Annotated in this window: 13 protein-coding genes; 6 read left to right on the forward strand and 7 right to left on the reverse strand. The window is 72.5% G+C overall.

The features are described from left to right. Window positions 1-47: 47 nt before the first annotated feature. The 3 genes from B378_RS0103365 to B378_RS0103375 all read left to right on the forward strand — a co-directional run bounded on the left by B378_RS0103365 (window position 48) and on the right by B378_RS0103375 (window position 2,339). On the forward strand, window positions 48-782 hold the full coding sequence (locus B378_RS0103365) for a helix-turn-helix domain-containing protein (protein ID WP_017342413.1): 735 nt from the start codon (window positions 48-50) through the stop codon (window positions 780-782). 103 nt (window positions 783-885) lie between these two features. Then, window positions 886-1,491: a bifunctional 2-polyprenyl-6-hydroxyphenol methylase/3-demethylubiquinol 3-O-methyltransferase UbiG gene (locus B378_RS0103370; RefSeq protein ID WP_017342414.1), complete on the forward strand. Its 606-nt coding sequence runs from the start codon at window positions 886-888 to the stop codon at window positions 1,489-1,491. 38 nt (window positions 1,492-1,529) lie between these two features. Further along, a complete protein-coding gene (locus B378_RS0103375) occupies window positions 1,530-2,339 on the forward strand; it encodes a nucleoside phosphorylase (protein ID WP_017342415.1) in 810 nt (269 codons plus the stop codon). A gap of 2 nt (window positions 2,340-2,341) precedes the next feature. Here B378_RS0103375 and B378_RS0103380 read toward each other — a convergent pair whose 3' ends face one another. The 7 genes from B378_RS0103380 to B378_RS0103410 all read right to left on the reverse strand — a co-directional run bounded on the left by B378_RS0103380 (window position 2,342) and on the right by B378_RS0103410 (window position 8,665). Continuing rightward, window positions 2,342-3,055 (reverse strand): HD family hydrolase, encoded by a 714-nt coding sequence (locus tag B378_RS0103380; protein ID WP_017342416.1) that lies wholly within the window; start codon window positions 3,053-3,055, stop codon window positions 2,342-2,344. Window positions 3,056-3,067: 12 nt separating this feature from the next. Beyond that, window positions 3,068-3,763 (reverse strand): phosphoribosyltransferase, encoded by a 696-nt coding sequence (locus B378_RS0103385; RefSeq protein WP_017342417.1) that lies wholly within the window; start codon window positions 3,761-3,763, stop codon window positions 3,068-3,070. 123 nt (window positions 3,764-3,886) lie between these two features. Further along, window positions 3,887-4,495: a hypothetical protein gene (locus B378_RS0103390; RefSeq protein ID WP_026046164.1), complete on the reverse strand. Its 609-nt coding sequence runs from the start codon at window positions 4,493-4,495 to the stop codon at window positions 3,887-3,889. After that, window positions 4,435-5,973, reverse strand: coding sequence for a DUF58 domain-containing protein (locus B378_RS0103395; RefSeq protein WP_017342419.1), 1,539 nt, complete (start codon window positions 5,971-5,973; stop codon window positions 4,435-4,437). Before B378_RS0103395 ends, B378_RS0103390 begins: the two co-directional genes overlap by 61 nt. Continuing rightward, window positions 5,970-6,521 carry a hypothetical protein gene (locus B378_RS0103400; protein ID WP_017342420.1) on the reverse strand — a complete coding sequence of 184 codons (552 nt, stop codon included), beginning with the start codon at window positions 6,519-6,521 and terminating at the stop codon, window positions 5,970-5,972. Before B378_RS0103400 ends, B378_RS0103395 begins: the two co-directional genes overlap by 4 nt. Before the next feature lie 67 nt (window positions 6,522-6,588). Further along, a complete protein-coding gene (locus B378_RS0103405) occupies window positions 6,589-7,533 on the reverse strand; it encodes a DUF4129 domain-containing protein (RefSeq protein WP_026046165.1) in 945 nt (314 codons plus the stop codon). Window positions 7,534-7,615: 82 nt separating this feature from the next. Continuing rightward, window positions 7,616-8,665 (reverse strand): MBL fold metallo-hydrolase, encoded by a 1,050-nt coding sequence (locus tag B378_RS0103410; protein ID WP_017342422.1) that lies wholly within the window; start codon window positions 8,663-8,665, stop codon window positions 7,616-7,618. A gap of 119 nt (window positions 8,666-8,784) precedes the next feature. Between B378_RS0103410 and B378_RS0103415 the strand changes: the two genes are divergently transcribed. From B378_RS0103415 to B378_RS0103425, 3 genes are all read left to right on the forward strand, one after another. After that, window positions 8,785-9,162, forward strand: a complete 378-nt coding sequence (locus B378_RS0103415) for a hypothetical protein (RefSeq protein ID WP_017342423.1) — start codon at window positions 8,785-8,787, stop codon at window positions 9,160-9,162. A gap of 418 nt (window positions 9,163-9,580) precedes the next feature. Next, window positions 9,581-11,854, forward strand: a complete 2,274-nt coding sequence (purL, locus tag B378_RS0103420) for a phosphoribosylformylglycinamidine synthase subunit PurL (protein WP_017342424.1) — start codon at window positions 9,581-9,583, stop codon at window positions 11,852-11,854. A 160-nt stretch (window positions 11,855-12,014) separates the two neighbouring features. Continuing rightward, window positions 12,015-13,202 carry an ABC transporter ATP-binding protein gene (locus tag B378_RS0103425; protein WP_017342425.1) on the forward strand — a complete coding sequence of 396 codons (1,188 nt, stop codon included), beginning with the start codon at window positions 12,015-12,017 and terminating at the stop codon, window positions 13,200-13,202. Window positions 13,203-13,397 lie beyond the last annotated feature (195 nt).

The raw sequence follows: 13,397 nt of genomic DNA on the forward strand, positions 1-13,397 counted from the left end.
CCGGACATGACCGGCACCGTTAATTCGCGCCAGTCCGAAGATCCCGTATGAGCCTGTACGAGGCCTCGATCCGAGTGAAACACGAGTGTCCGTACCGCGAGATCTCCGAGCGACATCCGGATCTCACCATCCGCGAGTGGCCGCTGAGCGACTGTCAGGTGCTCGAGATCACCGCGGAGACGACGCCGACGGACGCGCTGCTCGACGACATCGATCGGCTCGGAACCGTCCTCCACGAGTCCGCGGACGACGACGGGTACCACGTCGTCACGCAGTCCTGTCTCTGTTCGCTCGAGGCGTCCGTCATCGACCGCTTCGAGCAGCACAACTGCCTGTATCAGTCGCCGACCATCTACCGGCAGGGCTGGGAGCATTACACGGTGGTCGCGTTCGACGACGCCGACATCCGGGAGCTGCTCGGCGACCTGCGCGCCGACAGGGAGATCGAACTGCTCTCGAAGACCGAGATCTCGGAGACCCAGGTCCCGCACAGTATGCTGGCGCCGGCGAACCAGTTGTTCGAGGACCTCACCGACCGACAGCTGGCGGCGCTCCAGTTGGCCTTGGAGCGCGGCTACTACACCCAGCCGCGGAAGACCTCGCTGCGGGAGCTCGCCGACCAGACGGCGGTCGCTCGCTCGACGTACGAGGAACACCTCCGGAAGGCGGAGAACAAGCTGCTCACGAGCGCGGGACAGTACCTGCGACTGGTCACCGCGACGTCGACGGGCGACCCGCTGGAGGTGGAGGCGACGCGACGGGCCGAACGTGCCGCCGATTAGTCCGCCTTAGACCGATGACTACAAGAGCCACACCGGAGCGCGGTCTCGCGACCGCTCGGCGCGTCGAAGGTCGACGAACGCGCGTCTCCGAGAGGGCCGCGCCGTGAGCGACGTCGAGAGCTTCGTCCGGTTCTGCGACAGCGAGTTCGGGAGCGCCGTCATGGACCGCGAGGCGGCGTACGTGCGCCGACACGTCGCCGCGGACGACCGGGCGCTGGACGTCGGGTGCGGCATCGGGTCGCTCGAGGAGCGCGTCCCCGACCGCGATATGACCGGACTCGACCTGTCGGCGGCGATGGTCCAGACGGCGCGGGACCGGGTCGATGCGTCGTTCGTCCTCGGTGACGCGACCGCGCTGCCGGTCGCGACCGGGTCGGTCGACGCCGTCGTCTTCGTCTCGACGCTCGAGTTCCTCCCGGACGCCGAGGCGGCGCTGAGCGAGGCGACCCGCGTCCTCGCGTCGGACGGGACCCTCGTCGCGCTCGTGTTGAACACCCGCTCCGAGTACGTCCGGTCGAACCTGCGGCGGGAGGGCTCGTACTTCCGGCGGATGGTCCACCGCGACTCGGCGGCCCTGACGGAGCGGATACTGGAACGCGTCGACGGCGAGCGGGAGTACTTTCTGGGGATCTCCGGCGAGGAGGTCTTCGAGAGCAGCGACCCGGAGACCGCGGCGATCGCGGGGGTCGTCGGCGAGCCGGTCGACTGACCGCAACACCCTTTCCTCGGTTCCGCGAACGCCGGGACATGACCGACCCGTCCGACTCGGACGCGTCGCCGCTCTTCGAGGCGAAGGCGTTCGACGAGCCGTCCGTTTTCGATCCGGATGCCCTCCTGAAGAACGCCCGGCGGCAGAAGGACCTCCCGGAGCGTTCGGTCCCGGACGTCTGCGTGCTCGACCCGGACGGGGACGTCGTCCGCCAGCTGGCGGCCACCGGCGCGGCGCGGAAAGACGAGACGTGGCCCGGCTACCACACGGACCTCTATCGGTTCGAACGAGACGGCGAGGAGTTCGGGATCGTGGGCTGCGCGGTGGGGGCGTCGTTCGCCGTCCTCGTCGCGGAGCAGCTGTTCGCTGCCGGCTGCGAGTTCCTCGTGAGCGTGACCTCGTCGGGGCGGATCGTGCCGAAAGACGACCCGCCGTACTTCGTGCTCATCGAACGCGCGCTCCGCGACGAGGGGACGAGCCACCACTACCGGTCGGCGGGTCGGTACGCGGTGCTCGACGACAACCTCCGCGCCTCGGTCGAAGACGCGTGCGAATCGGTGTCACGTCCGGTGTACGCGGGCGCGACGTGGACGACCGACGCGCCCTTCCGCGAGACGGAGACCGCGATCGAACGGGCCCGGTCCGAGGGGATCCTCGCGGTCGAGATGGAGGCGGCGGCGCTGTACGCGTTCGCGGCCGTCCGGGACCGGCCGGTCGTCTGCTTCGCGCACGTGACGAACCAGATGGGGCAGACCGAGGAGGACTTCGAGAAGGGGGACGCGGACGGCACCCGCGACGCGCTGGAAGTGATCGAGGCGGCCGCGGCGGCGTGGCGGGCGTCGAACTAAGCTTACGCCCCGTCCCGCGCGGCCCGGTACCGCTCGCGGACCTCCGCGAACAGTTCCCTCCCGGCCTCGGTCCGGAGCCGCGGCTCGGTCGTCGCGAAGAACTCGTCTAAGTCGTCGTACTCGCGGAACGCGTCGGGCTCGCCCCGCTCCGGGTCGTACCGGTCGTCCTGCTCGTACATCAGGGCTTGGAGGCAGGTGTCGAGCAGGTCGCACTCCTTGACGAGGACCGCCTCCGGCGAGTCGCGGGCCTCGTACGCCTCCCACGCGTCTCGCACGCGCTCTGGAAGCGGGCCGGCGAGGTCCGCCATCGCCTCGCGCTCCGCGGCGACCTTCGCCGCGCGGTCGACTCCCTCGGCGGTGGAATCGTCGCCGCGGTCCGCCACGTCGGCGGCCCGAGTCGCGACGTCGCCGGTCTCCGCTTCCGCCGCGTCGTGGACGACGGCGAGCCGCAGGGCGCGGTCGAGGTCAATCCCCGGGAACTCCTCGCGGAACCGCTCGCCGAGCGCCAACACGAGGTACGCGACCCCCCACGAGTGGGCGGCGACGGATTCGGGGTCGTCGACCCCGCGGAGCTGCCAGCCGGTGCGCCGCTCGTCTTTGAGGTCGTAGGCCGCGAGGACGGCGTCGAGCGCGGCGTCGCGATCGTCGTCCGCGTCACGGTCGGCGTCCGCGTCACGGCTGTCGTCACCGGTGTCGTCGTCCGATTCCCCGGCCATCGCTCCGGTCCGCTACTCGGCGAGCGCCCAGGTCTCCTCGCCGACGGGCTCCGCGACGTCCCGGCGGACCATCTCGTCGATGACCTCGTCGAGGCGGTCGGGCTGGGCGACCTCCATCTCGATCCGGCCGATGCCGTGGAACTCCTCTAAGTAGTGGCGCAGGTCCTCCCGCGAGAACGCCGACTCGTCCGCGCGCTCCATCGCGCCCTCCGTGAGGTCGACCATATCCTCGAGGAAGTTCCACGGGTAGACGACCCACGTCCACTGTTCGAGCCGCTCGCCCACGAAGTCGGGCTGGAACTCGGAGGTGCCGAGCAGCTGGAGCGTCGCGGTGCGGATCTCGGCGGCGTTCCGCTCGTCGACGTACTCCTCGGCGCGGCGGATCGAGCCCCCGGTGTCGGCGATGTCGTCGATGATGAGGACGTTCTTCCCCTCCACGCTCCCCTCGGGCATCGGGTAGCGGATCTGGGGTTCGTCGCTCTTCTCCGCGGCGCCGACGTAGTGTTCCATCTTGAGGCTGGTGAGGTCGTTGAGCCCGAGGAAGTCGCAGACGCACCGGCCCGCGAACCAGCCGCCGCGGGCCAAGGCGACGACCACGTCCGGCTCGAAGTCGGCCCGCTTCACCGCGTCGGAGACGTTGCGGCAGAGCCCGTAGATGTACTCCCAGTTGGTGAGCGTGCAGTCGAAGTCGTCCGGGAGGTCGCTCATTACGGGCGTACCTGCCACCCGCGCGCTGATAAGGGTTTAGCTCCGGCGTCGCGGGGCGTTCGCGCCCTCCCGATCGATGCCGCTCGCTCGCCTCGCCGTCTCACTGTCTCGCCGTCCACGCCGTCACCGCAGCGCCGAGATCAGCGCGATACCGCCCGCGAGAAGCAGTGCGAGCGCGGCCACCGGCTGGCCGCCGCCGACCGCGAGCGAGACGCCGTAGACGAGGCCGGCGGCGAGCGCGCCGACGAGCAGGCTCGACCCGGCGTGGACCGCGACGTTGCGCCGAACGCGGGCACCCCGACCCACCTGCTCGCCGAGGCCGACGCCGTGGTCGGCGACGTCCCACGCGACCGCGAGCCCGACGGCGGCGACGAGCAGCGGCTCGGCGGCCGCGCCGCGGTACCCCGCCAGCGCGAGGCCGACCACGCCGACCGCCGCGCCCCACGTCAGGACCCGGGTCGAGCTCCGGAGCGATCCGGCGAGGAAACCGAGCGCGGCGGCGCCGAGCAGCGCGCCGCCGATCGGGCTCGCGACCAGCGCGGCGGTCGCCGCGACGCCCGCGGCCGCGAGGCTCGCGACGATCGCGACCGTCGGCGGCCGCGCGTCGGTCTCGTGGAAGTCGACGAGCGCGTCGTCGCCGTCGCTCGCTCTGCTCTCCGCATCTTCCCCGCTCATCGCGACCACCGCCTCGTCGCGGCCGCGACGGCGACCGGGAAGGAGTCGTCGCCCCACTCCAGCGCGCGGATCCCCGCCGACCGCAGCGACCGCAGCCGCTGGCGTCGCTCGAAGGTCGTCAGCCGCTGGCCAGCGGTCTCGGTCGTCGTCGGGTCCGGCGAGAGCACCGTCACGAGGTGACCGTGCGCGTCGATCCGGCGCGCGAGCGTCGCCGCAGTGTCGTCCACCAAGGGGGTGAAAAACAGCACCTGCGCGTCGGCCGGGAGCCGCCGCCGGAACCGCCGGAGCCACAGCGACCGGTAGAACCGCTCGTCGCTCGGCGTCGGCGCGAGCGCCGGGTCGGTCGCCAGCGTCTCGCGCCCGCGGGCGGCGTGGACGGTCCCGCTGCCGGGCGGGAGCCAGCAGTCCAGCGGCGACAGCGCCGCGATCCCGACGCGGTCGCCGCCGTCGAGGAGCGCGGAGAACGCCTGGCCGGCGGCCGCGACGCTCGCCTCCACCGCCGTCTCCGCGTCGGGGTCGGCCGCGACGTACGCGGACTCGCGGGCGTCGACGAGCAGCACGACGGTGGCGGCGCGCTCCTCGCGCAGCTCGACGGTCGACAGCTCGCCCGTCCGGGCCCGCCGGTTCCAGTCGATCCGCTTCAACGGATCGCCGCGGCGATACTCCCGGGTGGCGTGGAACTCGACGCCCGCCCCGCCCACGTCGGTCGGCACCCGCCCGTGGTGGACGGTCGTCAGCCCGCGCAGGGGGAGATCCCCGCCTGCCGACAGCTCGGGGGTACAGGCGATCGCGGTCGGCGCGTCGAGCGTCGTCTCGCGCTCGCGCGCCCCGGCCGCGTCGCGCGTGATCGCGGTCAGCGGCTCCCACTCGTGGTCGCCCCGCGCCGCGCGCACGGTGTACTCGAACGTCACCGCGGTCCCGGGCCGCAGCGCCGTCGCGACCCGCGCCGGGCCGTCGACGACCGCTAACCCGGGCGGGACGCCGTCGACGAGGCGGAGGTCCGGGACCGCCGTCTCCCCGACGTTCTCGGCGCGGACGGTCACGCGCACCTCGTCGCCGGGGGCCGGCGCCTCGTTGCTCACGGACCGCGTCACCGAGAGCGTCGGCGTCGGCGCGTCGCCCGCCCGCGCGTACACGGCGTAGCCGACGCCGACCGCGCCGGCGAGCACCAGCGACGGCTGCCGGACGAGCACCCCGAGGCCGACCAGCGCCAGCGCCGCGCCCGCGATCCCCAGCCAGCGGTCGGTCGCGACCTCGCGCCGGCGCTCGCGATCGGTCGGGGTCTCGGAAGCTCCTTCGGCCGCGTCGTCTGCGCCTTCTGCCGCGTCGCCTGCGCCTTCTGCCGCGTCGCCTGCGCCTTCGGCCGCGTCGGCGTCGTCCGCGTTCGGTTCGCCTCCCTCGTCCCGATCCGGTTCGCCTCCCTCGTCCCGATCCGGTTCGCCTCCCTCGCCCTGATCCGGCTCGCCCGTCTCGGCCTCATCGAGCGTCGACGCGTCCGATTCGGACGCGACCGCTGCGTTCCCGGGATCGCTCACGGCTCTCCCCCCTCGACCCGCTCGATCTCGTCGATCGCGGCCCGGAGGCCGTACCAGTAGTTCGAGCGCCCCCGGACCCCGGCCGACAGGCGGACCCGGAGCGGGTACGCGGTCCCCGTGTCGAAGAACGCGGTTGCGACGGGGTCGTCCGACCACGTCCCGTCGTCGACGGCGGTCGCCGCGGCCTCCGGCGAGCAGTTGCGATCGCGAGCCACGGCGTCGACCGCGACCTCCCGGACCCGGTCGCGGAGGTCCCTGCGGTCGCGGTAGCCGCCCGGCGCCGGGCTGGCGACCCGCGCGATTCGCTCGTCGAGGTCGGACCCGGGCACCGCCGCCGGCGCGCGCCGCTCCGGCTCGCCGGGGTCGGTCAGCAGTCGCCGGCGGTCGCGGCGCGCGTTCGCGTAGCGGACCCCCTGGACCACGCCGAGGACGCCGATCAGCGTGACGACGGCCGAGGTCGGAGAGATTGCGGCCGCGATGCCGCGGTCGAGCGCCGCGAGGAGGCCGACGACGACCGCCAACACCCCGACGACCGCGAGCGGGCGCACTACGCGTCACCTCCGTCGGGCTCGGCGCGGCGCTCGACCGCGGCCGCGACGCCGGTCGGTTTGCGGCTCACGAGTCGCCCCCGTGCCGTTCCTCGATCCGGCGCAGCGCCTCGACGGCGCGGCGCTCGCGGTCGTCGGTCGCGTCCTCGCCGCCGTAGCGCACGCGTTCGAAGACCTCGGTGAGCGCGGTCACCGGCTCCTCGTCGACGCCGGCGTCGACTGCGGCGGTCGCGAACTCCGCCGGCGTCGAGGAGGCCGGTCGGTCGACATCGAGCACGTCGGTCATGTCCCGCCACGCCCGGTACACCTCGTTGTCCGCGTTCGACGACTCGATCCGGTCGGCGGCCTCGCCGGCGGTCCGGCCGATCGCGTCGAGCGACGGCGGCTCCTCGTCCGCCTCGTCGGGCCGACCGCCCGCGTCCCCGTCCGCCTCGTCGTCGCCGCCGGCGAGGAGGAGCGCGGCGACGCTCGCGATCACCGCGGCGACGACGACGACCGCGAACAGGATCTGCGGCGCCGACGCCGCGCCCTCTCCGCTGCCGAACCCCCCGCCGGCCGCGCCGCCCGGCAGTATCCCCGTCTCGTTGCCGCCGGTGCCGAGCGAGATGGAGATGCTCTGCGCCACCGAGCGGCACGTCGACAGCACCCAGAAGAGGACCGCGATCGGGGCGCCCATCACGCCGGCGACGGCGACGCTCGCGAACGCCGACGCCGTGTCGCGATAGGTGATCCCCGCCATCAGCGCCAGTCCGACGAGCAGCGCGAACACGGCCGGCGGCTCCCGCAGAGACGGGAAACAGAGCCCCGACGCGGAGAACTCGCCGGCCTCGCCCGTCGGGGAGAGCACTCCGGGGTCTCCGGTGTCCGATCCGACGCTCGGGGCGTCGCCGCCGCCCCCGCCGAACCCGCCGCTGCCCGTGTCGACGGCGGTGTCCAGCGTCGCCGCTGCGACGCCGAGCGCGACGAGGGCGAGGAGGGCGACCGCGACGGCGACCATGGCGTCCCGCTTCACGTCCCCGAATACGCCGGCCGCCGGGAATAGCTTTCGGCGAGGGCGGTCCCGGCGCCGCGTCGAGGGGGCTCGGACCGCTCCCCTACGCGTCGTCGCTCCCGTCCACGAGGTCGTCGAGGGGCGTCGTCGGGAACAGCGCGTCGACGTCGGGGTCGGGGTCGACGAGGCGGTACGCGGTCCCGTCGGGCTCGACGACGCCGGCGTCCGCGAGGTGGTCGAGGTGCGAGAACGCCTCGCCGGGGCCGTGGAGGACGTGGATATCCTCCAGCGAGCCGAACAGCGCGGCCGACACCTCCCACGCGGTGGCGGCTTCTCGGTCGGCGAGGACCTCGATCACTCGCCGGGTCCGGTGGCGGTGGTGGTCGAGAATCGTCGCCGCGCGCCGGCTCGGCTCGTCGATCCGCCACCGGTGGCCGGGATGGGCCGCGTCGAAGTCGCGGGCGACGATCCGCGCGAGGCTCTCGGCGTAGGCGGCGAGCGCGCCCTCGACGCGCACGTCCGCGCCGCCGACGTTGGGGGTGTACTTCGGGAGCAGCGCGTCGCCGGTGAAGGCCTCTTCCGTCGCGTCCGCGCCGGCGACGGGGTCGTGATCGGGGACGGTTCGGGGGTCGAACGCGAATCCGGTGAGACCGGCGGTGTGGCCCGGCAGGTGGAGGGCTTCGAGCTCGACGCCGCCGGCCTCGATCGCGTCGCCGTCTTCGAACGTCGTCACGTCCGCGGGCTCGCCGGAGAGGTCCGTGCTGACCGCGGCGAAGAAATCGGTCAGGCGCTCCCGGTCGGCGTCGGGCATCCCCCACCGCTCGAACGTCTCGCGCTGGAGGTCGCGGTCGGCGAACAGCGGCGTCTCCGCCCCGTCGACGAGTGCGGCGTCGGCCTCGTGGACGTACACGTCGGCGCCGCCTTCGGCCTGAATCTCGCCGGCGAGCCCCGCGTGGTCCGGGTGCCAGTGAGTGAGCACGACCGCGTCGATGTCGGCGAACGAGCGACCGTACTCGGCGAGGCCGTCGACCAACTCCTCGCGCACGTCCGGGAGCGCCACGCCGGTGTCGACGAGCGCGGTCGCCTCGCCGTCGAGCAGGTAGACGTCGTTCGCGCCCTCGAAGACGGTGTTGCCGAGCTGGATCCGTTTCACACGACACGGTCGTCGGGAACCCTTTTGAGGGTTACCACCGCGGCGAGGTGGACCGGCGCGACCGGTCTCTCAGTTCCGCCGTCGGGAGGGCTTTTACTCGCGCGTCCCTCACCGCGGGTATGGAGTACCAACCGGGCGTGTGTAACATCGGACCGACCCAACAGCGACGGCGGCTTCTCCTCGGCGTCGGGTCGCTGCTGGTCGCGGCGGTCTACGTCGCGGCGGTCGTCGCGCTCGCGTGGCCGCGGTGGGCGCTGATCGCCTCGGTGGTCCCGTTGTACGGCGCGGCGATGGGGGCGTTGCAGTACCGCGAGCGCTTCTGTATCGGCTTCGCCGGGATGGGGGTGTTCGACGTGGGCGACGGGGCGAACGAGATTCAAAACGAGGCGGCGCTCGCAGCCGACCGGAAGAAGGCGGTCCGGCTCAACGCGAAGGCGATGGCGCTCGGCGTCGCCGGAACGGTCGTCGTGTTCGTTGCGGTGAGCGTCTTTTTATAAATCGTGGCAGGAACACGGACCGTTTGTTTATAAATAACTACTAGCGGGGTGGCGGCGAACACCTCCAAAGCCCCAGCCGTGAGGCGGGCGCACGCTCGCCGCGCTCCTCGGTCGCTCACTCCGTTCGCTCCCTGCGGTGCTCGCTTCGCCTGCGCCCGCCTCACGGCTGCCCCTTTGAGTCCCACCCCGCACCGCTCCGCACGGCACCTCACACCTCCCCAGCCTCGCGGCTCCCTCCGCTTCGCTCCGGTCACCGCGTCCCTCGCGCGTGCTCCTCGCGCCCGTTGGGCGCTCGGAGGCACGCGCCACCGCACACCACCGCGAGCAGTTTCGTATCGCGACGGCGTCGCGGTCGCCGAATACACACGAACGTGCGTATAGAAAAGCATTAGAACCGGCTCGGTAACCACGTAAGTGAATGAGTCTGTCCGATGCGGACCACGAGCTCGTGACCGCGGAGCTCGGTCGGGAGCCGACGGCGGCCGAGGCCGCGCTGTTCGAGAACCTCTGGAGCGAGCACTGCGCGTACCGCTCCTCGCGGCCCCTGCTGTCGGCGTTCGACAGCGAGGGCGACCAGGTCGTGGTCGGCCCCGGCGACGACGCCGCGGTCCTCGCGCTGCCCGAGCCCGACGCGGCCGACGCCCCCGCGGCCGAGCGCGACGCCGACGACTACGGCGACACCTACGTCACGTTCGGCGTCGAGAGCCACAACCACCCCTCCTTCGTCGACCCGTTCGACGGCGCAGCGACGGGCGTCGGCGGCATCGTCCGCGACACGATGAGCATGGGCGCGTACCCGATCGGCCTCCTCGACTCGCTGTACTTCGGCGGCTTCGACCGCGAGCGCTCCCGCTACCTCTTCGAGGGCGTCGTCGAGGGCATCTCCCACTACGGCAACTGTATCGGCGTTCCCACGGTCGGCGGCAGCGTCGCCTTCCACGGCGGCTACGAGGGCAACCCCCTGGTCAACGTCGCCTGCGTCGGCCTAACGAACGAGGACCGACTGGTCACAGCCACCGCACAGGAGCCGGGCAACAAGCTGGTCCTCGTCGGCAACGGCACCGGTCGCGACGGGCTCGGCGGCGCCTCCTTCGCGAGCGAGGACCTCGCGGAGGACGCAGAGACCGAGGACCGCCCGGCGGTTCAGGTCGGCGACCCCTACGCCGAGAAGCGGCTGATCGAGTGTAACGAGGCGCTCGTGGACGAGGACCTCGTGCTCTCCGCCCGTGACCTCGGCGCGGCCGGCCTCGGCGGCGCCTCCTCCGAGCTCGTCGCGAAGGGCGGGCTCGGCGCCCGGATCGACCTCGACCGCGTCCACCAGCGCGAGCCGAACATGAACGCGATGGAGATCCTGCTCGCCGAGAGCCAGGAGCGGATGTGCTACGAGGTCGATCCGGACGACGTCGACCGCGTCGCCGCCCTCGCCGAGCGGTTCGACCTCGGCTGCTCCGTCATCGGCGAGGTGACCGACGGGAACTACGTCTGCGAGTTCGCGGGCGACGCGGACGCCGACCCGGCCGACCGCGAGGTCGTCGTCGACGCGCCCGCCGAGTTCCTCGCCGACGGCGCGCCGATGAACGACCTCGCGAGCGAGCCGCCGAGCGAGCCCGACAGGGATCTGCCCGACGACGAGCCCCCGCTCGACGAGGCGGTCGCGGCCGTCCTCTCGGCCCCCTCGACCGCGAGCAAGCGCTGGGTGTACCGCCAGTACGACCACGAGGTCGGGACGCGCACGGCCGTGAAGCCAGGCGACGACGCCGCGCTGCTGGCGATCCGAGAGACGGAGCCGGAAGACGGCGGCGGAGCGGACGACGCCGGTAGCGACGACTCCGCCGACGGCGTCGGCCTCGCGCTCGCCTCCGGTGCGAACCCGAAGTGGACCGCGGTCGCGCCGTACGAAGGCGCCCGCGCGGTCGCCGTGGAGAACGCGACGAACCTCGCCGCGACCGGCGCGGTCCCGCTCGCCGCGGTCGACTGCCTCAACGGCGGCAACCCGGAGAAGCCGGACGTGTACGGCGCCTTCGAGGGGATCGTCGACGGCCTCGCGGACGCCTGCGCCGCGCTCGACACGCCCGTCGTCGGCGGCAACGTCTCGCTGTACAACGACAGCGTCGAGGGGCCGATCCCGCCGACGCCGACGCTCGCGGTGCTGGGCACGACGCGGGGGTACGACGCGCCGCCCGCCGCGCTCGACGCCGACCGCGCGGCCGACTCCGAACTGCTGCTCGTCGGCGCCGGGGGCGACGCGCTCGGCGGCTCCGAGTACCTCGCGCACGCCGGCGGGAGCGACCGGTTCCCGACGCTGCCCGACGAGTCCGGCGCCGCCGACGACCTCGGCGGCCTCGTCGCGTCGCTCGCGGCGGCCGCCCGCCACGAGTCGACGCTCGCGGCCCACGACGTGAGCGAGGGGGGGCTCGCGGTCGCGCTCGCCGAGCTGATCACCGACGACGCCGGCGTCGACACGACCCTTCCGGACCGCGTCGCGGCCTTCGACGAGACGCCCGGACGCCTGCTCGTCCAGACGACCGATCCCGAGGCGGTCGCGGCCGCGGTCGGCGACCTCCCCGTCTTCCGCCTCGGCGACGTGACGACGGACGGGGCACTCTCGCTCACCGTCGGCGACGAGTCGGTCGCGCTCTCGGCCGATGCGGTCCGCGACCGCCGCGACGTGATCGAACGCGAACTCGCCTGAACCGGCGCGACGCGGCCGGCGAGCGGCGAGCCGCACACGCCGGCCGCCCACGATCTCCCGATTTCGATGCCGCGAGAGCGAGCGATACGCTTTTAGGTACTCCTAAAGTATGAGGTGGCAACCGCGGGACGCCGGTCCGCCCGGCGCCCGCCCCCCATCGATGGCATCCACGGAACCAGTCGGCACGACGCGCTCGGCCGAGTCGGACGACGCGACGGCCGAGGGCTCGGAGGACTCGGCGGTCGAACACCGGGCGAGCGCCGCCTCCGACGACGAGTCGAGCGCCGGCGCGGACCCCGTCCTGTCGCTGTCGGACGTCACGAAGGCGTTCGGGCCCGAGACCGCCGTCGACGACGTCTCGCTCGACGTTCGCTCCGGCGAACTGCTGACGTTCCTCGGCCCCTCCGGGTGCGGCAAGACGACGACGCTGCGCACCATCGCGGGCCTCGAAGAGCCCACGGAAGGGGAGATCGCGCTCGGCGACGAGGTGGTCGCCGGCGACGGGTCGTTCGTCCCGCCGGAGCGGCGCGACGTGGGCATCGTCTTCCAGAACTTCGCCTTATTCCCCCACCTCACCGTCCGCGAGAACATCGCGTTCGGGCTCGGCGACGCCGACGCGGAGGAAAGCGAGGCCCGCGTCGACGAGCTGCTGGAGCTGGTCGAGATGACCGACCACGGCGAGAAGACGCCCGACCAGCTCTCCGGCGGGCAGAAACAGCGCGTCGCGCTCGCTCGTTCGCTGGCGCCCGAGCCCGAGGTGCTCCTCCTCGACGAGCCGTTCTCGAACCTCGACGTGCGCCTCCGCGTGGAGATGCGCGAGGAGGTGCGCCGCATCCTGAAGGCGGCCGGCGTCACCGCGGTCTCGGTCACCCACGACCAGGAGGAGGCGCTCTCCATCTCCGACCGCGTCGCCGTGATGAACGACGGGAAAATCGAACAGGTGGGCCGCCCCGAGTCCGTCTTCGAGCGCCCCGAGTCGAAATTCGTCGCCTCCTTCCTCGGGCGGGCCTCGTTCCTCGAAGGCGAGCTCCGCGACGGGAAGGTCGACACCGGCATCGGGCGCTTCGACGCCGTGACGCTGGAGGGGTACGACACCGTCTACGACGGGGCGCCCGTCGACGTGCTCGTCCGGCCCGACGACCTCCGCGCGACGCCCGCGAGCCCCGAGCTCGCCGACGGCGTCGTCACCTCGCGGCAGTACGTCGGCCCTTCCTTCGTCTACCGGGTCGAACTCGACTCCGGCGAGGCGGTCCACTGCCTCCACAACCACGTCGAGGAGTTCGACCTCGACGAGCCGGTCTCCTTGGAACTCACCGCGGACCACCCGCTCGCTTGGTACCCCCGGTAAGCGCGTCGCGGTAGGGATGTCGGGCACGATTGGCTCGGTTGTCACCTATTTTTCAGACATATTACCGTCTGAACCAGCTGTTCGCTGAACGGTGCTTCTTGATCGAGTGCGGGAGTAGGTGTAGTACGTCGTGAGTGAGGCCATTTATAACGCGGATAGCGGTGTTGCTGTCGGCTGTTTATAAGTGACTGACGC

Origin of the sequence: Halorubrum sp. T3, assembly GCF_000296615.1 — an archaeon.
In the GTDB taxonomy this organism is placed as follows: Archaea; Halobacteriota; Halobacteria; order Halobacteriales; family Haloferacaceae; genus Halorubrum; species Halorubrum ruber.

Coding starts and splice junctions, on each gene's coding strand:
- B378_RS0103365 (WP_017342413.1), top strand. CDS start 48: ATGAGCCTGTACGAGGCCTCGATCCGAGTGAAACACGAGTGTCCGTAC.
- B378_RS0103375 (WP_017342415.1), top strand. CDS start 1,530: ATGACCGACCCGTCCGACTCGGACGCGTCGCCGCTCTTCGAGGCGAAG.
- B378_RS0103380 (WP_017342416.1), bottom strand. CDS start 3,055: ATGGCCGGGGAATCGGACGACGACACCGGTGACGACAGCCGTGACGCG.
- B378_RS0103385 (WP_017342417.1), bottom strand. CDS start 3,763: ATGAGCGACCTCCCGGACGACTTCGACTGCACGCTCACCAACTGGGAG.
- B378_RS0103415 (WP_017342423.1), top strand. CDS start 8,785: ATGGAGTACCAACCGGGCGTGTGTAACATCGGACCGACCCAACAGCGA.
- purL (WP_017342424.1), top strand. CDS start 9,581: ATGAGTCTGTCCGATGCGGACCACGAGCTCGTGACCGCGGAGCTCGGT.
- B378_RS0103425 (WP_017342425.1), top strand. CDS start 12,015: ATGGCATCCACGGAACCAGTCGGCACGACGCGCTCGGCCGAGTCGGAC.